The following is a 26,768-nucleotide window of genomic DNA, read 5'->3' as shown; positions in this document are numbered from 1 at the left end:
TAAATAGTTTTATTACTTTTGCAGAAAACATAGTCTCATGCCAAATTTTCTTAAATTAATAGTAAAAGAAGTAAAACGCGAAACCAAAGATGCGGTTTCCATACTTTTTAATGTTCCCGAAGAATTAAAACCTAATTATACTTTTATAGCGGGTCAGTACATTAATTTACGATTGACGTTAGACAATACTGAGATCCGTCGCGCTTATTCTATATGTTCGGCTCCTGGAAATGGAGAATTACGAATTGCTGTAAAAGCCGTAAAAGATGGCGCTTTTTCTCAATTTGCTAATAGTAAATTAAAAGCTGGTGATGTTCTTGAAGTAGGAAAGCCAGAAGGGAAATTTATTTTTGAACCCGAAAGTGACCGTCAAAAAAGCTATATCGCTTTTGCCGCTGGAAGTGGAATTACTCCAATTTTATCTATTATCAAATCGGTTTTGAAAAGCGAACCTAAAAGTTCGTTTACCCTTGTTTATGGAAATAAATCACCTGAAGAAACTATTTTTCATCAAGAATTACACGATTTACAACTTCAGTATGTAGGACGTCTATTTGTAGATTATGTTTTTAGTAGAGTTAATGTTGAAAATGCATTATTTGGACGAATTGATAAAGCTGCAGTAAATTACACATTGAATACAAAGCATGCCACAATGGATTTTGATAAATTCTATTTGTGTGGTCCAGAAGACATGATCAATACCGTTTCTGGTGTTTTGAAAGAAAAAAACGTAAAAGAATCAGCTATAAAATTTGAGCTTTTTACTTCTTCTTCTCAAGAAAATGTCATCAAAGAATCTTTAAGCGGTCATTCTAAAATCACTATAATGGTGGATGATGAGGAAACTACTTTTGAAATGTCTCAAAAGCAAACCATTTTGGACGCTGCTCTTAAACAAGGCATTGATGCTCCCTATTCTTGCCAAGGCGGAATTTGTAGTAGTTGTCTTTGTAGAGTAACTGAAGGAAGTGCTGAAATGAAGAAAAACTCAATCCTAACCGATAGTGAAATTGCCGAAGGCTTAATACTTAGTTGCCAAGCGCATCCGACATCTGCAACGATTCGTGTAGATTATGATGATGTTTAGAAAATAAGCAAATGATATATGAAAAACTTCTCTGAAAAGAGAAGTTTTTTTATTTAAGAGAACTAGTAATTTTATCAATAACCTCTATAGGTAAAATAGTTCGCATGGCATCTTCATACCCTTCTACTTTTTTATTACCATAAACAGATGTTGGTAATTTTGGATATTGCTTCCTATCCGAAACCAATGCATTTTCTAACGGTTGATTAAATGGTGAAAATCCTGCGTAAGGATGTGTTGCTCCCCAAAGTGTAATGACTTTTACGCCTAACATGGTCGCAATGTGAGCATTTCCTGAATCCATAGAAAGCATTACATCAAGATTACTAATGAGTTGTAATTCCTGTTGAAATTTAATCTTTCCAGCAACAACAATCACATTTTCTTTGTCTTTTGCAAGTGAATCTAAAAGTTCAATTTCTTTTTTCCCGCCACCAAAAAGCAAGATTTTTTGAGTTTTATTTTCTGCCAATTGATTGATTACTTCCTGCATTAAATCCAAAGGATAAACCTTAGAATCGTATTGTGCAAAAGGTGCAATTCCAATTAGTTTATGATTATTTCCTCCTATTAAATCAGTGGTTGCTTTTTCTAATGTTGCTTTTTCTGGAAATATTGGATTAGATATATCAACCGAAAAACCAAGTTGTGCAAAGACTTTTACGTGTCTTTCGAACATGGTTGTTAATGGTTTGAAGATTTTGTTTTCGGGATTTGTCAGCGCTTTTTTATCAGCTCTTCCTTTATCTACAGAGGCTGTTTTTTTTCCACTCAAGGCAAAAAGTGTACGAACTACTTTAGATCGTAACACATTATGTAAATCAGCAAAAGCATCAATTTTTAATACTTTCAAATCTTGATACAAACGCAATAATCCTTTAAAACCTTTGTGTCTTTCTTTTTCATCAAAAGTAAAAAAAGAAAGATTCGGAATTCCTTCAAAAAAAGGTTTGAAAAAAGGTCTCGAAACTACCGTAATTTTGACTTCTGGATTTTGATAAACCAAAGCTCTTAAAACAGGAACCGTCATGGCGACATCTCCCATTGCGGAAAGTCTCATGACGGCTATATGTTTAATTTTTGAAGACAAATTTGTTGCCAAAAAACTATTTCTTATTTTGATACAAAACTGGATTCAAATCATCGTCATTGTACATTTTCATTTGTTTGTACACTTTCATGAATTTATCTCCGTTTTCGATGTCTGTTAGCAAATCATCAATTGCTGTAGACAAATCCGATCTTTGTTCTAAAAGGATGTTTAATTTTGCCTGACAATTATCTCTATGCGTTTGAGAAGCTTCGGTACGAGTAGCTTCTTCGTTCATATGATAAATTTTAAGAGCCAAAATAGATAATCTATCAAATGCCCAAGCAGGGCTTTCAGAGTTGATTTTAGCGTTGTCTTTAACGACAACATGACTATATTTTTGAAGAAAATAACTATCAATATATTCTACCATATCTGTACGCTCCTGATTTGAAGCATCAATTCTTCTTTTTAAAGTCAATGCCGCAACTGGATCAATGTTTGGGTCACGAATGATATCTTCAAAATGCCATTGTACGGTATCAATCCAGTTTTTTAAATATAACAAATGTTCAAATTTATCTTTTGGAAAAGGATTATTTATAGGTTGATCGACATTATCAAATTGATGATAATCTTTTATACTTTGTTCAAATACTGAATAAGCTAATTTTGAAAACATATCTTTTATGATTTTAGAAATACAAAGATACTTTTTATACTTTTATAGTGTAAAAAAAACTCCACAAATTAAGTTCTTAATAACATATCTATGAAAATTCATTGTTTATCAGAAAAAAATAGTGTTTTAAATCACTTTTTAAGCCAAATCAGAAATGTAACCATTCAAAAAGACAGTATGCGTTTTCGTAGAAATATTGAGCGTATTGGTGAAATTATGGCCTATGAATTGAGTCAAACTTTGCACTACAAAACGGTAGAAGTTCAAACTCCACTTGGTGTTAAAGTAACAACTGAAATTGCAGATCAATTAGTTTTATGTTCCATTTTAAGAGCTGGACTGAACTTGCATCAAGGCTTTTTAAATTATTTTGATAATGCTGAAAATGGTTTTATTTCGGCTTATAGACATCATCCCAATAATGATGATTACTTTGATATTCTTGTTGAATATGAGGCTATTGCAGACATTAATAACAAAAATATCCTGTTAGTCGACCCAATGTTAGCCACTGGACAGTCAATTGTAGCTGTTTTTAATAAACTGATAGAAAGAGGTTCACCAAAAGAAATTCATATTGCTGTAATTATTGCCGCTCCAGAAGGCATTGCTTATTTAGAACAAAATTTACCTGATAACTGTCATCTATGGATTGCCTCACTAGACGAAAAACTTAATGATAAAAGTTACATTGTACCTGGTTTAGGAGATGCTGGTGATCTCTCTTATGGCACTAAATTATAGCTGAGAGAAAAAGGCAAATAAACTACACGCCAAAAGCACAAAAATCACAATTTCTTCTTTCAATTTGGGCTGAGATATTTCGATATGAGATGTCGCCATTATGGCCAAAGGAGCAAACGTAAATACTAATACTTCATTACTTTTATTCGCAGATAAAACGTAAACTAAAATTCCAATAAAAAACGATGCTATAACTTTTTTATAGGAAGAAAGTAATACTAAAGGCCTGTTAGATAAAGTAGTTAACATTGAAAATATAAAAAATAATGCTACTGTTATGTATATCGAAAAAGCAGCATTTTGATAATTATTGGTAAAATAATCGATACTAAAATCAATTTTACTGTTTTCCAGTAAAAAAGCAATACTATTAATATTAAAAATTAATGAACAAGCAATAAACAATATTGTTACTGCTAAAAGAGCGATAAATGGTATAACCCAATTTCTATAATCTCTTGAAACGTGAAAAATAATAGATATAAAAACCAAAAGAAGATATAAAACACTCCAAAAGTGAAATAATGAAGCCATAAAAATCCACAATGAGGCATCAAAAAGTTTCTCTTTTGATTCTTTAAGGGTTTGCAAGGAAACCAGCCTTCTAATGGCTAATAGGACAAAAAAATTAGCCAGAATTAAATTGGGATTATTTAACAACCCTGGGAAAAAAATCAAGAATAAAAAAGTAAAAAAAGCAGTATAAGTACTGTCTCTACTCAGTCCGTTCTTCTTAGAGATAAAACTATTAAGAAAAACCGTGGCGAATAAAACCAGAAATAAACCGATTTTTTGAAGAATCAGAATAACAGAATTAGTCCAAGTAACTTCTTGAATTTGATATAGAAAAAAGAAAACCAGCATTAAAATAACAACCAAAGAAAAATTAAATGGTGTAGATTTTTTAAAAACACTTGTTATCATAAGGATATTTTATACTTTTGTGACTGTAAATATAATACTTGTTTAAAAAGGAATGAGGCAAGATTAAAAAAGATTCTAACGAATATTTATTTTTTAATATTCTAAATTCCAAAAAATAAAATAATAAAAATAAAAAGATACGTTATGATGACATCATTTTTTGAAGGAATACAATACTTATTCGTAAATATTTTATTCGCTCCCTTAGACTTTTTACGTTCATTAGAACTTAAAACTTGGTTTGGTGCCAATACTATCAACTGGATCTTTATGATTATTTGTTCAGTTGCTATTGTTTATTGGATTAAACAATTAAAATTACATAAAGAAAATGGTGAAGAATTTCAAGATACTACAGCACATTCTTTCTTGAAGTAAAAATCAAATCCAAATAAAAACCAAAAACACGAATGAAAATTTTAAATCTCATTCGTGTTTTTTATTTTTAGATTAAATCAAATCCAATATCTTTTCTGAAATTCATTTTGTCAAAATGTAGTTTGTTTACATTTTGGTATGATTTATCTAAAGCTTCCTGAAAGTTATCTCCGTAAGAAGTAATAGCCATTACTCTTCCTCCATTACTTACCACATTTCCATTATCTAATTTGGTTCCAGCATGAAAAACGATAGAATCAGTAACTGAGTCTAAACCAGTAATTACTTTTCCTTTTTCAAAATCTTCAGGGTATCCCCCAGACACAATCATAACTGTAGTTGCACTTCTTTCATCAACTTCCAGATTGAATTCGTCTAATTTTTCATTGGCTACAGCCAAAAACAATTCAACCAAATCTGATTTTAATCTTGGAACAACCACCTCAGTTTCTGGATCTCCCATTCTCACATTGTATTCGATAACAATAGGTTCGTTGTTAACATTAATTAATCCAATAAACACGAAACCTTTATAGGCAATCCCGTCTTTTTGAAAACCTTCAATAGTTGGTTTAACAATACGTGTTTCTATTTTTTCCATCAAAATAGCATCAACATAAGGAACTGGAGAAACTGCTCCCATTCCGCCTGTATTCAATCCTGTATCACCTTCACCAATACGTTTGTAATCTTTGGCAGTTGGTAAAATTTTATAGTTTTTTCCATCAGTCAAAACAAAACAACTTAATTCAATTCCGTCAAGAAATTCTTCAATAACTACTTTAGAACTTGCAGCACCAAATTTTTGACCAACCAACATGTTTCTTAATTCTTCTTGAGCTTCCGCTAAATCCTGAATGATTAAAACTCCTTTTCCAGCTGCCAAACCATCTGCTTTCAATACATACGGAGGTTGCAACGTTTCTAAAAACTTACACCCTTTCTCAACAGTTTCGGCTGTAAAACTATCATAAGCTGCTGTTGGAATTTTGTGTTTTATCAAAAATTCTTTGGCAAACTCTTTACTTCCTTCTAAAGTTGCTCCTACTTTTGATGGACCAATTACAGGAATCTGTTTTAAATCTTCGTCGTTTAGAAAAAAATCATAAATCCCTTTTACCAAAGGATCTTCTGGTCCAACCACAACCATTTCTATATTTTCTTTGATAACCAATGCTTTTATCGCATCAAAATCAGTAGCGCTGATGTCAATATTTTTTGCAATTTGAGCAGTACCTGCATTTCCTGGTGCTACAAAAAGGGTGTCACAAAGCGGACTTTGAATCATTTTCCATGCAAAAGCATGTTCTCTTCCTCCTGATCCTAATAGTAAAATATTCATGGTGTTGTTTTATAAAAGTTGTGGTGCAAAAATAATCCGTTTTGAACGTAAAAAATAATTATATTCTAAAAACTTAACGTTTAATCCTCAATAGTGGTAGCTAAATATTATTTTTGGTGAAATTTAATGCCACTGATGTTCAAAATATTCGACTTGACGCTCAAAATAAATGGTTTTCCCATGAAGGAAGCCAAAGCTGAATTGCAAAAAAATATTGCTATTCCAGAGGAAAATTTTGGTGATTTTATCGAACAGAAAAAAATAGAAATTGTCAATTTTCATTTAAATAATAACTCTTTTTATAAAAACTTAGCCCAAACAAAATCTTTTGTAAACTGGGCTGATTTACCTATTTTAAATAAAACAAACTTACAAAAACCTTTATCGGAAAGGCTTTCTTTGGGTTACCATGAAAAATCAGTTTATGTAAATAAAACTTCTGGATCAAGCGGACATCCCTTTATATTTGCAAAAGACAAATTTTGCCATGCTCTAACTTGGTCATCTAATATTTATCGTTTTGGTTGGTACGGAATTGATTTTAACTCTTCTTACCAAGCACGGTTTTATGGTATTCCTCTTGATTTTATCGGAAACAAAAAAGAACGGTTTAAGGACTTTTTGAGTCATCGCTTCAGGTTTTCCATATTCAATTTATCTGACGAAATTTTGGAAGGTTTTTTAAATGACTTTAAAACCAAAAAATTCGACTATATCAATGGCTATACCTCATCGATTGTTTTATTTGCCAAATTTCTACAGAAAAAAAATATTATTTTAAATGAAATTTGTCCAACATTGAAAGTGTGTATGGTTACCTCCGAAATGCTTTTTGAAGAAGATAAACAACTTTTGGAAAAACAATTTGGCATTCCTATTGTCAATGAATACGGAGCCTCAGAATTAGATTTAATCGCTTTTCAAAATCCCGAAGGAGAATGGCAAATCAATTCGGAAACACTATTTGTAGAAATTTTAGACGATAACAATCTGGCTGTTTCCAACGGAACTTCAGGCCGTATTGTCATCACTTCTCTTTACAATAAAGCACATCCTTTTATTAGATATGACCTTGGCGATATTGGAATTCTCGATGAAAAAAGCACTTTGAAAAAACCTATTCTCAAAAAATTAATTGGAAGAACCAATGACGTGGCAGTTTTACCAAGTGGTAAAAAATCTCCTGGATTAACCTTTTATTATGTTACTAAAAGCATCATTGAAGACGATGGAAATGTAAAAGAGTTTATTATTAAACAAATTAAAATTGATTCTTTTGAAATTGATTATGTAAGTGAATTTGAATTAAATGGTGAACAAATTGAACAAATTGAGAAAGCAATTTCATTGTATCTTGAACCTCATTTATTCTTTTCTTTTAATCGGAAAGAAACTTTAGAAAGAACTAATCGTGGTAAGCTAAAACAATTCACTTCTCTTTTATAATGTAAATAAAATCGTATATTAGTTTTATAAATTATAAACGATGGACTCACAAATCATACTTTCAGAAGAAACAATTTCAAATAACATCTACTATATTCGAAATCAAAAAGTGATGCTGGATAGAGATTTGGCAAAACTTTATGGAATTGAAACTAAAAGATTAAAAGAACAAGTTAAAAGAAACAGGAATCGTTTTCCTGAAGACTTTATGTTTGAACTAAGCAAGGAAGAGTTTGAAAATTGGAGGTCGCAATTTGCGACCTCCAATTCTGAAAAGATAGGTTTACGTTATGCTCCAATGGCATTTACAGAACACGGAATTCTAATGTTATCAAGTGTTTTGAATAGCGATAAAGCCATCCAGACTAATATTCAAATTATGCGAATTTTTGTAAAAGTAAGACAAATGCTTCTGGACACTACAGAAATAAAATTAGATATTGCTCAAATTCAAAAAAAATTAGAGAATCAAGGTAAAAATATAGAGCTGGTTTTTTCCTATTTAGATGAGTTAGCCGATAAAAAAGATGAAGAAAAACCAAGAACAAAAATCGGTTATAAAAATGATTTTTAAATTTTCTTAATATAACGGGGCTTTATCAACAATTGGGTGAATAAAAATCCAATCATAATAAACAAAGAAGTAACATAATTAAAACCATGAAAATTACGGTATACTGCAAAATTATGTTTCAATAAATCAATCTTTGAAGCCGATAATGAGTTATTTCGAATACGATAATAAGCCAAACTTTCGGGAACGGGTTTTGCTGTTTTTATTTGTTTTAAAATAGTTAGCCATACTATCCAATCTTGGCGCTTTCGAGTAGCGGATATAGCTATTTTCCCAAAATAATGTCTGTCATAAATTCCTGTAAGGTTTCCAACATAGTTACAAAAAAACAATTGACGATAAGTGAGGTTTTTAGGAGCTTCTACCCTTTTGTTTAAAGCATTTCCTTCTTCATCTATACAATCATAGAAAGAGAAAGTAAAGTGAATTTTATTGTCTTTCAAAAACTGAAGTTGTTTTTCGAGTTTTAACGGTTTCCAGAGATCATCGGCATCTAAAAATGAAATATAATCACCTGTCGCTTTTGATAAAGCCATTTCCCTGGCAATTCCAGCACCTGAATTCTTTTCTAATTGAAAAAAACGAATTCTATCATCATTTATAACAAATTGTTCAATAATGATTGTTGTTTGGTCTGTTGAGCAATCATCAACAATAATCATTTCCCAATTCTGATACGTTTGATTTTGTACCGATTGAATAGTTTCGGCAATGAACTTCTCGGAATTAAAAGAAGGTGTTATTATAGATACTAAAGGTGTTTCCATTCTAATAGGCTTTTTTATCTCCTTTTAAAGTATTAAAAATGGTCTTAAAAATGATTTTAAGATCTAACAATAATGACCATTTTTCAATATAAAAAATATCATATCTCACTCTATTTATAATGTCTTTGTCTGATTCAACCTCCCCGCGAAAACCTTTGGTTTGTGCTAAACCTGTTATACCTGGTTTTATAAAATGACGCACCATAAACTTATCTATTCGTTCTGCATACATATTGGTATGACTCACCATATGTGGCCTTGGTCCCACTACCGACATATCACCCATTAAAACATTAAAAAATTGCGGTAATTCGTCGATACTCGTTTTACGAATAAATTTACCAACTCCCGTTATTCTGGTATCATTTTTAGAAACTTGCTCAATATCTGCCAATTCATTTATTTCCATTGATCGAAATTTAAAACAATTGAATTCTTTATTATTCAAGCCGTTTCTTTTTTGAACAAAAAATAATGAGCCGTTGGAATCTAGTCTAATAATAACTGCCAGTATCGGTATCAACCATGACAATATACCCATTATTATTAAGAAAGAAAAAATGATGTCAAAACTGCGTTTTATTATCTTGTTAAGAGAATCATCAAGAGAAATTGTTCGTTGCGAAATTACGGGGATATAGTCATAATATTCGAATACAATATTTAAAGAAAGTAATTGCTTTTGATCTGGAATAAATTTGAGTGTTTTAAAATTATTATCGGCAAAGAAAATAAACTCTTCAACTTGTTTATTGGACAAATCTTCCATAGCACAATAAATTTCGTCTATATCATTGTCCAAAATAAAAGAAAAAATATCCTTAAAATAATCAATCTTTTGATGATACAAATCAAACTCTTTAATCAATTTGTATCCATAATCTGGATTTTCTTCAAAAAATTGCTCCAAAGGTTTCACATTTTTGTGTTTTCCAATAAGCACAACCCTTCTAAAATTTCCTCCAAAGAGAATTCTATATCTCCTTAGAAAGAAATAAATAAACAATTTAAAGCCTAATATCAACACTACTGATACTGATGTAAATAGTAGTATAACTGTTAAACTATATCTTTCTGGATAAAAATATGCGAGAGCAAGACAACAAACAGTAAAAGCAATTACTTGCTTTAATGTACAATTCAAAATTGCAATTACTTTGGTATAGCGATAGACTTCATAAAAACCCAAGTTAGCAGCAATGATAAACCAAGCACAGCTGATAAAAAAAGCATAAAAATCATGAAAAACAGGAATGCCCGAAAAAAACACCGTAAAGAAATTGATAATAATCAAATCTAATAGGCGAGAAAAAGGTCTTATATACCCCGAATATCTTCCTGTTTTAGTTTTCACTAATTGATGTACTTTGAAAAATCCTTGTGCTCTTCCTTAGACAATTCTTCTTTAGATAATGATTTAAAATAATCATACGTGATTTTCATTCCTTCAGCACGGTTAACTTTGGCTTCCCAACCTAGTAGTTCTTTTGCCTTAGTAGTATCTGGCTGACGTTGTAAAGGATCATTTATAGGTAACGCATGATACACTACTTTTTGAGAAGTTCCTGTTAGTTTAATAATTTCCTCTGCAAAATCCTTGATCGTGATTTCATCAGGATTACCAATATTCACAGGATACACATAATCCGAATGTAATAATCTAAAAATTCCCTCTACCTGATCATCTACATAGCAGAAAGAACGAGTTTGCATTCCATCTCCAAAAATCGTTAAATCTTCTCCACGAATAGCTTGCCCAATAAAAGCCGGAATGACACGGCCATCATTAAGACGCATTCTTGGTCCATAAGTATTGAAAATACGAACAATTCTAGTTTCAACATTATGAAAAGTATGATATGCCATTGTAATTGATTCCTGAAAACGCTTAGCTTCATCATATACTCCTCTTGGTCCAATAGTATTTACGTTTCCGTAATATTCTTCTGTTTGTGGATGAACCAAAGGATCTCCATATACCTCAGATGTAGAAGCGATAAGAATCCTGGCCTTTTTTACTCTTGCTAAACCCAAAAGATTATGTGTACCAAGGGAACCCACTTTTAAGGTTTGTATAGGAATTTTGAGATAATCTATCGGACTTGCAGGTGAAGCAAAATGTAGAATGTAATCTAAGTTTCCAGGAACATGTACAAACTTGGTAATATCATGATGATAAAATTCAAAATGCTCTAGTTTGAACAAATGCTCTATATTTTTTAAATCACCAGTAATGAGGTTATCCATACCAATTACATGATATCCTTCTTTGATAAAACGGTCACATAAATGAGACCCTAAAAAACCTGCTGCTCCTGTGATAAGTATTCTTTTCATAGCTTATATATACTACTATCTTTAACTTTTGTAGTAGCTACAAATGTACTAAAATATTTTACCTTTTAATTTTCTGCAGAAATGATTAATAACCAAACACTCTTTTCATGAACATAAAATCTATTTTTAAACAGACAAAAATAAACATCATATTAAACAATGAACATTCATACAAAAAGTAGGGATATAGATGACTTTACCCTATTTTTGCTTTACTAAAAATTAGCTATTTTGAAAGTTGTCCATATAATAGAAGCATTAGGAGGAGGTGTTTATACTTATTTCAAAGACTTGTCCTATTATTTTGGAGAAGATGAAGTAAGAAAAGACATTACTACAACTATTATTTATAGTGGAAATCGCAAAGAAATCGATCCCGAAAAAATCGAATCAGAATTCTCAAAAGGAGTTTCACTGGTGAAAATTAATATGGTTCGTGAATTTTCACCTATTCAAGATATTAAATCGGTTCTTCAGCTAAGAAAAGAACTTAAACAACTAAATCCTGATGTTGTTCATCTTCATTCTTCAAAAGCTGGAGTTTTGGGTAGGGTTGCTTGTTTTTTATTATTTGACAGAAAAAAAATATTCTATACACCCCATGGGTATTCTTTTTTAAGAACCGACATTTCAACCTTATCTAAAAAAATATATTGGGTAATAGAAAAACGTTTTCAACAATTCTTCGGTGGTATTACCATTGCGTGTGGCGATACAGAGTATGAAATAGCTCAAAAAATAGGGAAATCACATTTAATAAGAAACGGCATAAATATTGAAAAAATCCAACAATATCAATTACCGCATCAAAACAAAAAACTAACAATTGGTATTGTTGGCCGTATTTCATTTCAAAAAAATCCAAATTTATTTAATCAAATAGCACTACGGTTTCCTAATTTTAATTTCGTTTGGATAGGAGATGGAGAAATAAATTCTTTGTTAACTGCCCCCAATATTAGGATTACAGGATGGTTTATGGATAGAAAAGAAGCTCTCAAAGAACTCAATGCAATTGATATCTACATTCAAACCTCGCTTTGGGAAGGGCTTCCAATTGCTGTTTTGGAAGCAATGGCCTTGAAAAAACCTGTTTTGGCAACCAATTTAATTGGAAATAAAGATATTGTTGTTCCTAATGTAACAGGTTTTCTTTTTGAAAAAATCGAAGACCTTGATACCTATTTCGAACAATTAAAAGAAGAATCAACCCGTACAATTTTTGGTAATAATGCATCCAAAACGTGTTATCGTTTATTTGATGTAAACAAAAATTTTAAAGCACTATCGATTCTTTATCAGCAATAATTTTTTGTTGAAGCCAATAACTCCCAAAAATAGCCATCCACAATCCGCTGAAAGCAATTCCATTAAAACGTAATAAAAAATCATCGGTGAGATTAGATGTAAAAAAAAGGAAAAAGAAAGAAAACACAATTGCATTTTTCAAATCAATTCCTAAATACCCCATAGATCCTATATAAAACAAGACAACAATTGGCCCCAATATTCCAAATTTTAGCAAATAGTCAAGAAACTGATTGTGAGTAGGAAATTCATATTTCGCCAAAAAATGTTGATTTGTTTGTTTAAAATAGTTTATTAACTCAGACTTCCCATCTGAAGCACCAACTCCAAAAGGAAGATGTTTTAAAGACAATTCCCATGCCGATTTCCAAATAGAAACACGCGTTACCAAAGAGTTAAATACTTTTGTTTCTGGATTCGCAATTTCATCTAGCTTTCCTACTTTATCCATATAAGCAAAAGTAACAGAGGAATATTTCTCTTTCATATAAGGATTATTTTGAACAAAAAAGAAAAGCACCGTTCCTAATGTTACAATTAAAATAGCAAAAATTCCTGCTACTTTTTTATAATTGTATTTTCTAAATACTTCACCAAAAAAAACTAAAACAAAACCAAACAATACGTTGAATAATGCCATTCTCGTATTTACAAAAAGAACAAAGAAAAAAGAACAAAGAAAAATAATAGTATTACTCCAGTTAGATATCTTTTGACCATTTTGTCTAAATCCTTCAAAAACAAAATAAAGATTACAAATCGAAACAAAAGCCAAATGCATATTCAACTCTGGTGCATGAATGCCTATACTATTAGAAAATTTATAACCCATTTCCCATAAATCATTTCCATTAAGATATTTATTCATTAACTCCGGATAATAAACAACAAATTTAAAAAAGAAAGAAAACAAGATAATCGTAGTCGTTATACAATAAAATCGCAGAATTTTATAGAAATTAATTTTTCGATAATTCCCTAAAATAAATACAGAAAAAACAAGAAGAGAAGTGTATTTTTCTAACGATTTTAGCCCTTTTAAAAAAGAATCATTGTTCCAGAACATTACAATTTCTAAAAGTAATGGAGAAGAAATTAATACTATTAAAATTAAAGATTGTTTGCTATAATTTAGCTTTTTTATAAAAAATAAATTAAATACCGCAAACAGTATAATCAACATCGTACATGGTTTTCTAAAAATCATGGTAATGGCCAATGCTACTAAAAAGGAATTGTATATTTTACTAAAGTTTTTTTCTGAAATGGTCATAGTATAATGCATAATAAATAAGAGGAAAAACACCAGTTTTATGTCGAACAGCTGAACCAAGATCAGGTTCAAAAATACCTTGAACAATAAAAAAAGCGAACAAAATAAGTAATATCCAAAGTTCTATTTTATGATTTTCTCTTGATTTAATACATCTAGAAAACCGTATTAAAAGGATGTAAAATAAAAAAAGCTGCCACACAACAAAGATCAAAATCTGTGGAGAAAAAATATACTTAAATCCATTGAATGGTACGTTTACAGAGAAAAAACCATATAATATTCCAAAAGTCTCCCCATACCAAGTATCCGTTTTTATAGGCGAAATAATACTGGAATTAGCATCTACAGAGCCTAACCTTACACTGTTTATTGCTTCTCTAGAAGTTTCTGAAAAAAATTCTCCTGTGACAATTCCATAAATTAATGATAAAAATATTGCTGCAAGTAATCCATAAAAAATAGCCGCAAAAATCTTATTCTTATAATTAATTAAAATTCCTCCATACATTACCAACGCAATAATTGGAATCAAACAAAAGTATGGTCTGTAAAAAATTCCAAAAATAGTCAACAAAAAAAATGCCATAAAAATGGCTCTCCGAGAATAATTCTTAGTCTTTAGAAATAAAAAAACAATTGTTGAAATAAACAAATACGTAATAAATTCTTTTGAAGGCATCGACATAAAAATAGCCGTCATAAACATTCCTAAATAAACAATTCCGTTTTTTATATTTAATTTCTCAAAATCATAAGGAATTCCAATTTTATAAAGAACAAACATTAGGATAGGGAATTGAATCAAAGCAATTATTGAATAAGGTAAATATCTTAAACCCGTAATCTTGTAAAACAAAATAGTAAGTGGATAACTACCTATAAAACCAATTTCATTACCCTTATCAAGAGCAATAATAGTAGCATCATAAAAAAACTTTTTAGGTAAAATATAAAATGAAAAAATCGCAACAAGTAAAAATACAATTACCAGCAATAAAAATGCAGACGTATTTCTTTTAATTAGTATTGTCATGATTTAATCAAATAATTGAGTTTATAGTTCATTACTTTAATGTTCTATACTTTTTATACAAAATGGTTTTTATTCTATAAAAATTTAAAAAAAAAGGTAAAAGGCAAAAAGGCAAAAAATTATAAAAAAACATTACTTTATCAATTTTTAGGTTCTGTCCTTTTTTTAATAAATACTTCCAAGAAACTAAATCTTCCCAAATGAGATTTCTGTTTTTGGATGATAAAACATTGAAATCTTTTAAAATTACAATATAATTACAAGCCCAATAATTCTGAATTGCATCATTTAAAATATTTGACTCTAATCGTTTTACATTCAGTCCTTCTTTTACCATATTATAAACATCCATAATATGATTTTCATTTACTGAAGCTGTAATTGAACCGTTTCTTCCTTGTCTGTAAATATAAAATGACTTAGGATAAATACTAAATGTATCTATGTAATTTATCAATTTTCCGCACCACTCAATATCTTCAGATTTTTTCCCCAAAGGAAAATATAAGTCATTATTCAATAAAATTGATTTCTTGATAATCTTATCACAAGCAGAAGCAACGAACAAATCATAATAAATTAATTGTAAAATCTCATACTTAAATTCTCCTGATTTTTGTTTTAAAAATCGCTGATTGAACTTACACTTAACATCTTTATCTGAGAAAAAACGACTCTCCTCGTGAATAATAATATCAGGATCTGACACCTTAATCATTTCATTTAAATCTTTCAATATTCGGCTTCCAACCCAGTAATCATCACTATCTGTAAAAATAATATAATCCCCTGACGCTTTTTGTAAACCATGATTTCGAGCATCGGATAAACCACCATTTTCTTTGTTTATCAATACAATCTTATCTGATGTTTCTAAATAAAAACAGCAAATTTCTAAAGAGGAATCTGTAGATCCATCATTTATTAAGATAATCTCATAATCATGATATTCTTGGCATAAAATACTCTCCAAACATTGTTTAAGATAATCCTGAACATTGTAAACTGGAACAATAATACTAAAAAAAACGTCTTTATTATGAATTTGCATCTCCTCTACTTATATCATTAATTCAAAAAAACGTTCAATTTGTCTTTCTTATAAATCACAATTGCCGAAGTACAATTCCAAAAAAAAGAACTAACCACAAATGCCGTAGCAGCACCAGTCATTCCGTATTCGGGTATTAATATTCTATTTAAAACAAAATTAATAAACACCGCTATAATCAATATAATCTGAAAAATGTGTTGTCTTCCTGTCATATTCAAATAAATTGGTGCAGCTCCAAATGCAGAACAAATTCCTTGACCCATAATTAAAATGAGCAAAGCATCCTTGGCTGCTATATAATCCTTTCCGAAAAAACCTAAAAAAACCGCTGGAAAAAAACAAATGATAAGCACCGCTGGAAAAGTAAAAAAGAAAATTAAACGAGAAGTATGTTTCACTGTTTGGATTAAAGCTGTTCTGTTCTGACTAAAAAAATATTCAGCAATTTTAGTGGAAATTGTAATATTCACAGTGACAATTACCATCGAAAGAATTGTCATTAATTTAATGGCTACCGAATAAAATGCTACCGTTTCATTGTCTCTATATTTTTTTAAAAAAAAGATATCAAAACTCATCAATAAAAACAAAGCCACACCACTAATGGCAATTGGATACGATTTGGTAAAGAGTTCTTTATATGTAAAAATTATAGTTTTCTCGTCTTTGGCTTTGCCAAAATAAAAAAAAAGTAATATTGTTGTTATAATAGAAAGTAGAATAAAACCACTCAAAAAAACATCTGCGAAATAGTCTTTTGCATCGTAATAAGGCAATAAAATTGCTCCAACAATCAAAGGAATATATTTAATCGTGTTTCTAAACAGTTCTGCAATATAAAAATGGTCTAATGCTCTGAAAACTTCTGTATTTAAAGTCGTAACTCCATAAAAAAATAACACTAGTATTGATTTTAAAAACATATCATACACACTGGAATCAGAAAAATAATTATTTATAAATTGCTTATTGATACAAGAAAATAATGCAAGAAATAAAAGGGACATCATCAATAACAACCCAATCATTTTAGTGTATATTTTTTTGATGCCTAGTAAAGAATTGGAATCACTAAGCCTTCCTTTAAAATACAAAATGGACTGATCACAACCCAACAAACAGAAACTTCCAATGACCAAAAGAAAAGAACGAACAAAATCATATTGTCCTACAATTTTCGGTGAATAAGTTTTCGTAAAAAATAAAGTAAAACCAAACAGCGTTAACAAACCTAAGACCCTAAAAATTAAAGTAATTAAACTTTGTTGAACTAAGGAATTTTGTTTTATTTGCAATAGTTTTTTTCGAATTTTTTCTAACATATTTGTTTCTCTATACCATAATTTTTCTCAAACTTCAAGCTTGAAATTATTCCTTATTTCAAATTTTCTTTCACTTTCAAAGATTGTTTTTTATAAAAAGAATTGAAAAAACTAAAGAAAACAAAAAGACCCACAAAAAGTAATGGCAAAATAAAAATTAATTTTCCTTTTATCGTTTTACTATCTTTTAGGTTTAAAACTATTCCTTTTTCTTTAATGGTCTTATCTGTATTGTATTGTTCAATTTTTAATGTTGCAATTAGATCTGATAAAGAATCTTTGGTTTTAATAATCCCATCCAAATCTAAATTTTCATTGTAATAAATGAGTTTTTCATTATTTACATGATTGCCATTAGGTCCCGAAAACTGATTCAAAATTCCATCAATTTGAAAAATAGTAGCTTCCTTACTTTTTATTTTATTTTGAATATTCTGAAAATTAATTTTTTTATATGCCTCATAATATGGACTTGTATTTAAATATTTCAGAATAGGCTCAATGCAATTTTCGACAGAAACAACCTCAGCCGTTTTTATAATAATAGTATGAAGTGCATAATTTTTGCTCGTTGTTGTTTCTTTAACAATGGATTTTATATCTCCATTTTGTGCCATCAATTGTAGCAATTCCATGTTCTTACCATCCTTGTTCATCAAACTATAGATATCTACAATAGGTTCTATTGCGATTGAGACAATCGCAGATGTTTTGTGGATGCCAATAGATTTTAAAAACAAGGTATCTCTTAAAGCAATTTTGTATGCTAAAAAATCAATTTTTGTATACAAATAATCCGTGGATTTAAAATTTGGAGCTACCATAACTTTTTGTTCAAACCGAGGATTTACGTTTAGTGAAAAATACCCAGCTCCAGCTCCAACAATTATCAATATAACAACAACAATTACATTTTTTACAAAAAAACGAATAGCTTTAAATAACAAAGTATTAATCCATTCAAAGAAGTCTCCAATTTTACTGAAAACTGTTAGTAAATCAATCTCTGAATTATTTTCGTTTGGTACACTCATGTCGCCTTTTTATTTTATATTGAAAATTTGTTCCAAAATCTTGATCGTAATCAAATAAGTTGGTTTAACACCTGTTGTTCCTAATCCGCCAGAAGCCAAGGTGCTACCAGTTTCTAATGGATTATCAGAAGCATAATATGCATATCGGACTTTGATGTCATGTGGTACACTTTTTCTGATTTTGGATGCCGCCTGAATGGCTTTTTGATAATAAGAACCCTCCATTTCAAGTCCTATAACTCCCCAGGTTGATTCATGGAAGAACTTTAATAAATCTTTGTTTTGCAACGATGTTCCAAGAACGGTAACCATTGGTCCAGCATAAACTGCGATGTCATTACCTTCAAACATTTTGGGAGTCAATTCATTTTCGAAGAAATAATTATCTGCCGTTCCTTCATTGATATGCGCGTTCGGAATCATGATATCTCCTTTTCCTCCTTCCAGAATACCCGCTTTTCCCATAATTGAAACCGATTCTACTCGAAGCAAGGTGTCTTTTTTATAAGGTCTTAATAACTCATCGATTGTTTCATAAGCTTGCTCTCCAAAAGCATAATCCATAACAATAAGTACTGGTTTTTTTTCAGTCAGATTTGCCTTTGGGAAAGCTGTTTTTGACCAATCTATTTTGGCAGTATCAAAAATTTGAACATCTATGTTCGTTCCCGAAGTATCGGCTAAAAAAATCATTCCTTGTTTCAGCGCAAGTGACTCCACTTGACTACGAACTTCATTGGCTCCAGACTTGCTCAATTCTTCATAAATAAAGAAATCAGATTTGTCTTTGAACTTTGTTTTTAAGTGTGGTGTAGCAAAAATAGAATTCATTACCGAGTGCATATTAGCACTAATCACATGAATAGGTCTGTCTAATAATTCATTTGCTTTCAGGACTTCCTTGATATTGTTTGCCCAAATTTCTCCATGAATGTGGTGTCCCAAACGTTCTCTTAAAACAGGGCTGAAAGTAATGGTTCTTTTACTATTATCTACATCTTCTTCAATGGCTAATTTTCCCAGCCAATAAATTACATGTAAAAATCGATCGGGTGCTACTTCTGTTCCAAAATCATCATAAATATTCAAAACTTCCTCGAATGTTCTTCCTAAAATATTTGCTGCATGTGAAATCGCTTTTTCCTTTTCTACCAAAGTCAGTTTTTTGGTTTGAGAAACTGCCATTTCAAGTTTAATCCAATCACGGGAAACTTCCCCTATTTCGTCCTGTAAAACTCTATTTTTGATTTTATGTGATTCTATAAAGATGAATGTCAAATGCGTCAAAATATCATAAATATCTGATCGTCCTCGAGTGATTTCTACATTCATTTGTTCCTCATCAATTCTATAACAATTACGTCGTCTTTTAGGCGGAACAATCGCTTGGAAATGTGATTTGGAATAACCTTCATCCGATGTTAAATTAATAAAACGACACTCCTCGATTCCTATCGGAAGTCTTTCTATTACATATAAAAGACCGTTTAATTCTACTTTTTCTTCGGCAATATTTCCATAAATTTCGGGTCTTAAAACCAATAAAGCTTCTCTTAAAGTATCCCCAGAAACTCCCATCGGTTTGTAGAAACCTCTATTAAAAAGATGACGCATCGTAATGTACATTTTTTCAATTGCCGCCGATGATTCATGTGCTCTGGATCTGGATATATTTTTAGTGTCTTTCATTTTTTATTATTTTTAACTTCTGATAATCATCAAATTACTTCGTTATCTTAAGCTTTTTAATGATTTTGAACTGAATCTCTGCTAAACGAAGATAGGAAAATAAAAAGAAATTCTGCTAAACCACTAATTGTTCAAACCTTATTATAACTGAAGCTTTTTACAACATCTGTATAATTACTTCTTCAGTTTCAGTGTCAAAAATTAGTATTCCTTCGTGTTTGTCATCTAGTTGTCCAATTAAATTTCCTTGCTTTGTCCAAACTGCACTTTGACCAACACTTTCAAAGTTATCGCAATATCCAACGCAATTAGACATTAAAACAGGCATTCCGAATTTCTTTGCAATAGATGGATAATGTAATATTGCGTTATCAACTCCATTTTGAGTTTTTGCAACACTCGTCAAATAAATTTCTGCGCCCAATTTACTTGCATAATCAGGATGGTCAAAATGCATACTTTCATAACAGATAGCCGGCGCAATATTTACATTGTCAACTGACAGAATAATTTGTTTTTCGCCATTAATAAAATATGGAAATTCGTCAACGTGCAATTGCTGTTTTGAATACGTTTGTCTTTCCATATTCGGTTGAAAAATTACCATACTAATTTGAATACCTAAATCTGTTTTTGTTGGTACACCAATTCCAATGGTGATTTTATTGCTGTCACTAATCTTTTGAAAATCTTCAAATTTAGAATCTTCCTGATTTGTTGCTAAAGTATTTGCCAAATCTGGCTCATAACCCGTTATTGAAAGTTCAGGAAAAAAAACAGCATCTGCTTTGTGTGAAACAGCAAGTTCAATTAATTTTTTATGAGCATCTACATTCGCAGAAATATTCCCTTTAATTGGTTTTGTTTGTGCTACTGAAATTTTCATTACACTATTATTTTTGATTTAAAACCGATACAATACTTCTATCGTTAGAAAGTCTTGGAATTTTATTTTGACCGCCCAATTTTCCGATAGATTTCATATACTCTTGAAAACCGTTTTTACTCACTTTGGTCACGACTAATTTTTTTAAAACATTCCCCACAATCAAATCATCATAGTAAATATTTTGTTTTCGCATTGAATTGTCTAACGCTTCCGCAAAAGCATTAAAATCTTCTGGCTCATTTTCAAATTCGATAAACCACTCATGATAAGGCAAACCTTCAATCGGAGTGATTTGTGGTGCAACAGTAAATTCATTGACCTGAACTGTTGTACCTATCATAGCTTCCTGCAAAGCACATTCGACTTCTTTACCAATTACATGCTCTCCAAAAGCAGAAATATAATGCTTAATACGCCCCGAAACGATAACACGATAAGGCTTCAATGATGTAAACTGAACGGTGTCTCCAATATTATAACCCCAAAGTCCAGCATTGGTCGAAATAATTAAAACATAATTAACACCCAATTCTACTTCGCCAATAGTATGTCGTTTTGGATTTTCTTTATAAAAATCTTCACTTTTGATAAACTCATAAAAAATACCCGAATTCAAAAGCAGTAACATTCCCTTTTCCTTTTGAGAATCTTGGTAAGCAAAAAATCCTTCAGATGCTGGAAATAATTCGATACTATCTACTTTTCTGCCAATTAAATTTTCAAATTTGGCACGGTAAGGCTCGTAATTAACTCCTCCGTAAATAAATAAATTGAAGTTTTTGAAAATGGCTCCAACTGGCTTTTCTGCCTTTTGCTGTAATTTTTCAAAATACATTTGTACCCAAGAAGGAATTCCCGAAATCACAGTCATATCTTCATTTATAGTTTCATCAACAACAGCATTTACTTTAGTTTCCCAATCTTCAATACAATTGGTTTCCCAAGAAGGTAAACGGTTTTTTTGAAGGTATTTTGGAACAAAGTGTGCTACAATTCCGGACAAACGTCCTAATTTAATTCCGTATTTTTCTTCTAGGATCGGACTTCCCTGCAGGAAAATCATTTTTCCGTTTACAAAATCGGCATTTTGGGTTTCATGTATGTAGTGTAATATTGCATTTCGAGCCGCATCAATATGATAGGGCATTGATTCCTTAGTCAACGGTATATATTTGGCTCCCGAAGTGGTTCCCGAAGTCTTAGCAAAATACAAAGGTTTTCCTTTCCAAAGTATATTTTCTTCCCCTTTTACTACTTTATCAACATACGATTTTAAACCTTCATAATCGCGAACAGGAACTTGTTTTGAAAAATCCTCGTACGTCTTTATTTGATCAAAATGATGATCTTTTCCAAATTGTGTTTCTTTTGCAGCTTGTATTAAATTTAAAAACACTGCATTTTGGGTTTCAACAGGAGTGGTAACCCAAGCTTGTGTCTTCTTATATATTCTCTTTGCAAATATTTTTGCAGCAACCGATTTTAGTGACATTCCTTTTGGGCTTTATTTAAAATTTGATGTTTTTTCTATCCTGATAAATCAGATGAAATCTCATTTATTTAGTTTTCTTTTTAGAACTTGATTTTTCAGACTTAGAATCCAGTTTTTCTTCTTCGTTCACACGTTTTCTCAATTCTATTTCATTTTGTGATGGAGACAAATCTACTGGTTCTGATGGTTCCTCACTACTTGAAAGTATAGAGTCTTTATTAAATTTAGCATATTCTAATTCGCCATTCAACACTTTTTGAATTGATTTTATGTAGATTTCGTTTTTCTTTAATGCTTTCGAAAGAGAATCAGATTTTAAAGCCAGAACTGTAGCATTTTTTTTTAGCTGACTAGAAGAATAACCTGGAATAAATTCTCGTAGTGGAGTAAAAGCTATCAATATTGTTGTAGCCGAAATTAAAAGAATAGCTCCCAATGTAAGCGACACAAAGACGCTCATTATATTCAATTTAAAAGAAAAAATTTCCTCAAAAGTGTTCTCGTTCAAAATTATTAATCGGTTTTTGATTAATAATCTTTTCCAAAACTTCTTTCTCTTTAATCGATTACTAGACATGATATGTATTTATTATGACAAATATAATAATTAAAAGCGTTGTCAAAACTAGCCTATTCGAAGTAGTGTGTTGAAAACTCTCAAAAATTATAAAATATTTAACGCTATCACAAACAAATAAATAGTTCAAAATGAATGCTCATAAATTTATTCTATATACCTTTGTCCATTATATAATTACAAATTTGCTACGGCGTTAAATATTCAATCATGGGAAGATTAGGAGTTACAGAAATACTTTTGATTATTGGAGTTCTTTTATTACTTTTTGGAGGTAAAAAAATTCCAGAATTAATGAAAGGTTTAGGAAGCGGTATTAAAGAATTTAAAAACGCAGCCAAAGAAGATCAAACAACTGATAAAAAAGAAGAAACTAAAGAATAATTTTTCTTAGATATTCTTTCTAATATAAAAATTCCAAACTCCATACTAAGTTATATGGAGTTTGGAATTTTATATTTTAAAAAGGTCTTTTCACTAATAGAAAAGACCCTTTTCACTTAACCAAAATTAACTAATTTTTATATTTTACCCCCATATCTTCAATTGAGAAATGATCGGTTAACAGATGTAGTAAATGATCTCTTAACTCAATATACTCGGGAGTTTTTACAATTTCAATTTTATTTCGAGGTCTTGGTAAATTTACCGTTACGATTTCACGAATTGTAGATGCCGGACCGTTGTGTAAAACGACAATTCGATCTGACAAAAAGAGTGCTTCTTCAATATCATGTGTAATCATTATAATAGTTTTTTCTCTATTGTCCAGATTCCATAATTTTAAAACTTCAAGTTGCATAGATCCTTTTGTCAAAGCATCTAATGCTCCAAAAGGTTCGTCTAACAATAAAACACCTGGATTAATAGCAAAAGCTCTTGCAATGGCTACTCTTTGTTTCATTCCACCTGAAAGCTGGCCTGGTAATTTATCTTTGTGCTGAAATAAATTAACCATTTTAAGGTTCTTAATTACAATTTCGTGTTTCTCAGCTTTGGAACAATTCATAACCGAATCCACTGCTTGAAAAATATTGTTCTCCACCGTTAACCAAGGCAATAGCGAATAGTTTTGAAAAACGATTCCGCGATCTGGTCCTGGACCTTTGATATTTTTATTGTCTAATACTACCGATCCGCCTGTTGGTGTAAGCATTCCTCCTATCGCATTCATGATGGTTGATTTTCCGCAACCTGAATGTCCGATGATTGATATGATTTCTCCTTTTTTAATCGAAAGATTAATATCTTTTACTGCAGTGTATTTTCCTTTTGGAGTTGGAAAAGAGATTTCCAAGTCTTTTATTTCTAAATAGCTCATAGTCGTAAATTTTTAAAAATTATTATGCTTTATAAGACACTTTGTTTTCAATCATTGTAAAAAATCCATCAAAAATAATTCCCACAAATCCGATGATGATAATGGCCGAAATTACTTTTTCTAAACTCAGAGCATTCCAACTGTCCCATACAAAAAATCCAATTCCTGCACCGCCAGATAACATTTCGCCAGCTACAATAACTAACCAGGCAACACTAATACTCAATCGCAAACCAGTAATAATGTGAGGCAATGTGTATGGAATAACCACTTTGGATAAATATCTCCATTTTGAAAAACCAAAAGCCTTAGCCACGTTTTTGTGATCTTGCGGAATTGTACTTACTCCAAAAGAAGTGTTGATTAATGTGGACCATAAAGACGTTATGAATACAATGAATATGGTTGCGATTCCTGTGTCTTTAAAAACTACCAAACCAATTGGAAACCAAGCCAAAGGCGAAACTGGTTTTAAAAACTGTACGATTGGGTAAAATATTTTCTTAAAAAAAGCGTTAGCTCCAATCAAAATTCCAAATGGAATTGCTACTAAAGAACCCAATGCAAATCCTGATAAAACGGTTTTTATAGAAACCCATAATTGCAATCCGATACCTTTATCGTTTGGACCATAATCATAAAATGGATCGCTCAGCATTTCCTTCAATACTGTTAAAGTTGCCAAAGGTCCTGGAAGAGCGTCTTTGGTATAAAAACTTAATAAGCTCCAAAATCCACAAAAAATAGTCAGTCCAATACAAGCAAATGCGATTGATTTAGCTTTTTCTACTAAATAGCGTGACGCTTTTTTTAGACTTTTTTTCTTAATTACTCTGTCAAAAGTGTTTGAAAGAGAATAGTTTTTTGAGGCTAATTCTGTTCCGATTGTTGCTGTGTTTGAACTTGACATAATTCTAAAATTTAATGTTATTAAATGCTTTTTTGAATGCTTTTTTTTTCACGCAGATTTTGCAGATTCGGCAGATTTTTTAACTGTTTTTATTCGAAAATCAATAAAATCTGAATGCTCTTTTATTCTGATGTTACTTAAATTACTTCTGGTTTTCTGCGTGAGGGATAGAAGCTGGCTACCGAAGTAGCGCGTATAGCCCGACCGTGTTGCGTAAAGGGGCTGTTTAAGCGGTGCTATAAGTAAGCCCCTTTGCTCAACACGGTCACGCCCACACGAGCTTTTGCGAACTGACGAAGTAAATGGTTTTTAACGTTTCACTACTTTTAAATACGCTGATGGATTTGCCGGATTGAAAACTGTTTTATCCATAGTAAGAGAGAATGGTTTCATATCATCTGTGGGGATTTTAACTTTCATACTTTTGGCTACTTCTTCGTATAAATCCTGCATGATTAGTTTGTCTGCAATTGCTTTGTAATTTGGTTCTTCTTTCAAATATCCAAATCGTACAAATTGTGCCATTGCCCAGATTGCGTATGATTTGCGAGGATAATTTACTGTTCCACCTTTGTAAAACAACATATAATCGTCTCCGTATACTTCGGTTCCTTGGTTACAACCTAAGTTATAATCTCCCATTAATCTTCCTTCGATAACATCGGCTGGAGCATTTACATAAGGAGCTTTACCAATAATTGCAGCCGCTTTTTTGCGATTTGCAGCATTATCTAACCAGATGCAGGCTTCTAAAATCGCTTTCATTACTTTTTTTAGATCTTCACGGCGTGTTTCACTAAACTCTTTGTTTACAACCAATGCTTTTTCTGGATGATCTTTCCAAATGTCTTGAGAAGCAATTTGAGTAAAACCAATTCCTTGTTTTACGGCAACTCCGCCCCAAGGTTCGCCAACGCAATACCCGTCCATGTTACCTACTTTCATGTTGGCAACCATTTGTGGAGGTGGAATCGTGATGATTTTTACTGCTTTTTGATTTAGTCCTGCTAATGACATCCAGTTTCTTAACCATAAATCATGTGTTCCTCCTGGGAAAGTCATTGCGAAAGTCACTTCTTTTTCGGCTTTCAATTTGGCAGCAACAACTGGTGTTACTTTATTCATTTGTTTGAAACCTACTTTTCCACAAAAATCATTAGATAAAGTAATCGCTTGTCCGTTTACATTTAGCATCATCGCAATTTTCATTTCAGATCCTGCCTTTCCTCCTACTCCTGTGTACACTGAAAAAGGCATAGTGTATAAACAATGAGCTCCGTCTAATTCTCCTGTTAAGATTTTGTCACGAACATTTGCCCAAGAAGTTTCTTTGGTTACGACAACCTCAACTCCGTATTTTTTAAATAAACCTAATTCTTTGGCCATCACGATTGGTGAGCAATCTGTTAGTGGAATAAAGCCTAATTTGATTGGTTCACCCGCAATTGGAGGATTTGGATTTGTTTTGAAAGAAGAGAACAAAACCACACACATTACCAACATCAAGGAAGTAAGAAGTGTATTTATATTTTTTTTAGTCTGTATCATT

Annotated in this window: 26 protein-coding genes; 7 read left to right on the top strand and 19 right to left on the bottom strand. The window is 31.1% G+C overall.

All coding sequences use genetic code 11. From position 1 onward, the window contains the following. Nucleotides 1–37: 37 nt before the first annotated feature. Entirely contained in the window at nt 38–1,090 is a 1,053-nt protein-coding gene (locus CLU82_RS09155; protein WP_100842809.1) for a ferredoxin--NADP reductase, read from the top strand. A gap of 49 nt (nt 1,091–1,139) precedes the next feature. Here CLU82_RS09155 and CLU82_RS09150 read toward each other — a convergent pair whose 3' ends face one another. Together CLU82_RS09150 and CLU82_RS09145 are read right to left on the bottom strand one after the other, a co-directional pair. Further along, the gene (locus CLU82_RS09150; RefSeq protein ID WP_100844989.1) at nt 1,140–2,150 is read right to left on the bottom strand and encodes a glycosyltransferase family 9 protein; all 1,011 of its coding nucleotides are present in this window, start codon (nt 2,148–2,150) and stop codon (nt 1,140–1,142) included. A gap of 46 nt (nt 2,151–2,196) precedes the next feature. Further along, entirely contained in the window at nt 2,197–2,802 is a 606-nt protein-coding gene (locus tag CLU82_RS09145) for a DUF4254 domain-containing protein (RefSeq protein ID WP_100842808.1), read from the bottom strand. A gap of 90 nt (nt 2,803–2,892) precedes the next feature. Here CLU82_RS09145 and upp point away from each other — a divergent pair, with 90 nt between their 5' ends. Beyond that, nucleotides 2,893–3,546, top strand: a complete 654-nt coding sequence (gene upp / locus CLU82_RS09140; RefSeq protein WP_100842807.1) for a uracil phosphoribosyltransferase — start codon at nt 2,893–2,895, stop codon at nt 3,544–3,546. Here the strand turns inward: upp and CLU82_RS09135 are convergent. Next, entirely contained in the window at nt 3,541–4,470 is a 930-nt protein-coding gene (locus CLU82_RS09135; protein ID WP_100842806.1) for a hypothetical protein, read from the bottom strand. The two genes, upp and CLU82_RS09135, sit on opposite strands and share 6 nt — an antisense overlap. Before the next feature lie 147 nt (nt 4,471–4,617). Here CLU82_RS09135 and CLU82_RS09130 point away from each other — a divergent pair, with 147 nt between their 5' ends. Continuing rightward, complete coding sequence (locus tag CLU82_RS09130; protein WP_100844988.1) at nt 4,618–4,848, top strand: uracil phosphoribosyltransferase; 231 nt, start codon at nt 4,618–4,620, stop codon at nt 4,846–4,848. A 67-nt stretch (nt 4,849–4,915) separates the two neighbouring features. On the opposite strand, the gene purD is transcribed toward CLU82_RS09130, so the two are convergent. Then, on the bottom strand, nt 4,916–6,190 hold the full coding sequence (gene purD, locus CLU82_RS09125) for a phosphoribosylamine--glycine ligase (protein ID WP_100842805.1): 1,275 nt from the start codon (nt 6,188–6,190) through the stop codon (nt 4,916–4,918). A gap of 135 nt (nt 6,191–6,325) precedes the next feature. On the opposite strand from purD, the gene CLU82_RS09120 reads away from it, so the two are divergent. Together CLU82_RS09120 and CLU82_RS09115 are read left to right on the top strand one after the other, a co-directional pair. Continuing rightward, nucleotides 6,326–7,636 carry a phenylacetate--CoA ligase family protein gene (locus tag CLU82_RS09120; protein ID WP_100842804.1) on the top strand — a complete coding sequence of 437 codons (1,311 nt, stop codon included), beginning with the start codon at nt 6,326–6,328 and terminating at the stop codon, nt 7,634–7,636. A gap of 40 nt (nt 7,637–7,676) precedes the next feature. Beyond that, a complete protein-coding gene (locus CLU82_RS09115) occupies nt 7,677–8,210 on the top strand; it encodes an ORF6N domain-containing protein (RefSeq protein ID WP_100842803.1) in 534 nt (177 codons plus the stop codon). Here the strand turns inward: CLU82_RS09115 and CLU82_RS09110 are convergent. From CLU82_RS09110 to CLU82_RS09100, 3 genes are read right to left on the bottom strand one after another with little or no spacing between them, the layout of a single operon-like run. Next, nucleotides 8,207–8,977: a glycosyltransferase family 2 protein gene (locus CLU82_RS09110; RefSeq protein ID WP_100842802.1), complete on the bottom strand. Its 771-nt coding sequence runs from the start codon at nt 8,975–8,977 to the stop codon at nt 8,207–8,209. The genes CLU82_RS09115 and CLU82_RS09110 overlap by 4 nt on opposite strands. A 1-nt stretch (nt 8,978) precedes the next feature. After that, a complete protein-coding gene (locus CLU82_RS09105; protein WP_100842801.1) occupies nt 8,979–10,331 on the bottom strand; it encodes an exopolysaccharide biosynthesis polyprenyl glycosylphosphotransferase in 1,353 nt (450 codons plus the stop codon). Then, a complete protein-coding gene (locus tag CLU82_RS09100) occupies nt 10,331–11,314 on the bottom strand; it encodes a UDP-glucuronic acid decarboxylase family protein (protein ID WP_100842800.1) in 984 nt (327 codons plus the stop codon). The genes CLU82_RS09105 and CLU82_RS09100 overlap by 1 nt, the downstream gene beginning before the upstream one ends. Before the next feature lie 231 nt (nt 11,315–11,545). Between CLU82_RS09100 and CLU82_RS09095 the strand changes: the two genes are divergently transcribed. Continuing rightward, nucleotides 11,546–12,622 (top strand): glycosyltransferase, encoded by a 1,077-nt coding sequence (locus tag CLU82_RS09095; protein ID WP_100842799.1) that lies wholly within the window; start codon nt 11,546–11,548, stop codon nt 12,620–12,622. Here the strand turns inward: CLU82_RS09095 and CLU82_RS09090 are convergent. The 9 genes from CLU82_RS09090 to CLU82_RS09050 all read right to left on the bottom strand — a co-directional run bounded on the left by CLU82_RS09090 (nt 12,591) and on the right by CLU82_RS09050 (nt 22,871). Further along, nucleotides 12,591–13,490 (bottom strand): O-antigen ligase family protein, encoded by a 900-nt coding sequence (locus CLU82_RS09090; protein WP_232735232.1) that lies wholly within the window; start codon nt 13,488–13,490, stop codon nt 12,591–12,593. The two genes, CLU82_RS09095 and CLU82_RS09090, sit on opposite strands and share 32 nt — an antisense overlap. A gap of 379 nt (nt 13,491–13,869) precedes the next feature. Then, nucleotides 13,870–14,931, bottom strand: a complete 1,062-nt coding sequence (locus CLU82_RS09085) for a hypothetical protein (RefSeq protein WP_100842797.1) — start codon at nt 14,929–14,931, stop codon at nt 13,870–13,872. 31 nt (nt 14,932–14,962) lie between these two features. Then, complete coding sequence (locus tag CLU82_RS09080) at nt 14,963–15,982, bottom strand: glycosyltransferase family A protein (protein ID WP_100842796.1); 1,020 nt, start codon at nt 15,980–15,982, stop codon at nt 14,963–14,965. 17 nt (nt 15,983–15,999) lie between these two features. Beyond that, entirely contained in the window at nt 16,000–17,307 is a 1,308-nt protein-coding gene (locus CLU82_RS09075) for a polysaccharide biosynthesis C-terminal domain-containing protein (protein ID WP_100842795.1), read from the bottom strand. Between the two features lie 53 nt (nt 17,308–17,360). After that, a complete protein-coding gene (locus tag CLU82_RS09070; RefSeq protein WP_100842794.1) occupies nt 17,361–18,341 on the bottom strand; it encodes a hypothetical protein in 981 nt (326 codons plus the stop codon). A gap of 9 nt (nt 18,342–18,350) precedes the next feature. Then, complete coding sequence (locus tag CLU82_RS09065) at nt 18,351–20,030, bottom strand: hypothetical protein (protein WP_100842793.1); 1,680 nt, start codon at nt 20,028–20,030, stop codon at nt 18,351–18,353. A 157-nt stretch (nt 20,031–20,187) separates the two neighbouring features. Then, nucleotides 20,188–20,916, bottom strand: a complete 729-nt coding sequence (locus CLU82_RS09060) for a carbon-nitrogen hydrolase family protein (protein WP_100842792.1) — start codon at nt 20,914–20,916, stop codon at nt 20,188–20,190. A 7-nt stretch (nt 20,917–20,923) separates the two neighbouring features. Beyond that, nucleotides 20,924–22,411, bottom strand: a complete 1,488-nt coding sequence (locus CLU82_RS09055) for a GH3 auxin-responsive promoter family protein (RefSeq protein WP_100842791.1) — start codon at nt 22,409–22,411, stop codon at nt 20,924–20,926. A 64-nt stretch (nt 22,412–22,475) separates the two neighbouring features. Further along, on the bottom strand, nt 22,476–22,871 hold the full coding sequence (locus CLU82_RS09050) for a peptidase (RefSeq protein ID WP_369829010.1): 396 nt from the start codon (nt 22,869–22,871) through the stop codon (nt 22,476–22,478). 327 nt (nt 22,872–23,198) lie between these two features. Between CLU82_RS09050 and tatA the strand changes: the two genes are divergently transcribed. Then, nucleotides 23,199–23,372, top strand: a complete 174-nt coding sequence (gene tatA, locus CLU82_RS09045) for a twin-arginine translocase TatA/TatE family subunit (RefSeq protein WP_100842789.1) — start codon at nt 23,199–23,201, stop codon at nt 23,370–23,372. 130 nt (nt 23,373–23,502) lie between these two features. Here tatA and CLU82_RS09040 read toward each other — a convergent pair whose 3' ends face one another. The 3 genes from CLU82_RS09040 to CLU82_RS09030 form a co-directional block, all read right to left on the bottom strand. Beyond that, nucleotides 23,503–24,309: an ABC transporter ATP-binding protein gene (locus CLU82_RS09040; protein WP_100842788.1), complete on the bottom strand. Its 807-nt coding sequence runs from the start codon at nt 24,307–24,309 to the stop codon at nt 23,503–23,505. Between the two features lie 22 nt (nt 24,310–24,331). Further along, complete coding sequence (gene ntrB / locus CLU82_RS09035; RefSeq protein WP_100842787.1) at nt 24,332–25,219, bottom strand: nitrate ABC transporter permease; 888 nt, start codon at nt 25,217–25,219, stop codon at nt 24,332–24,334. Nucleotides 25,220–25,528: 309 nt separating this feature from the next. Continuing rightward, on the bottom strand, nt 25,529–26,767 hold the full coding sequence (locus CLU82_RS09030) for a CmpA/NrtA family ABC transporter substrate-binding protein (RefSeq protein WP_100842786.1): 1,239 nt from the start codon (nt 26,765–26,767) through the stop codon (nt 25,529–25,531). Nucleotide 26,768 lies beyond the last annotated feature (1 nt).

The sequence above is a fragment of the Flavobacterium sp. 5 genome (assembly GCF_002813295.1).
Lineage (GTDB): Bacteria > Bacteroidota > Bacteroidia > Flavobacteriales > Flavobacteriaceae > Flavobacterium.
The sequence above is the reverse complement of the archived record's forward strand: the minus strand, read 5'-3'. Positions and strand labels throughout refer to the sequence as shown.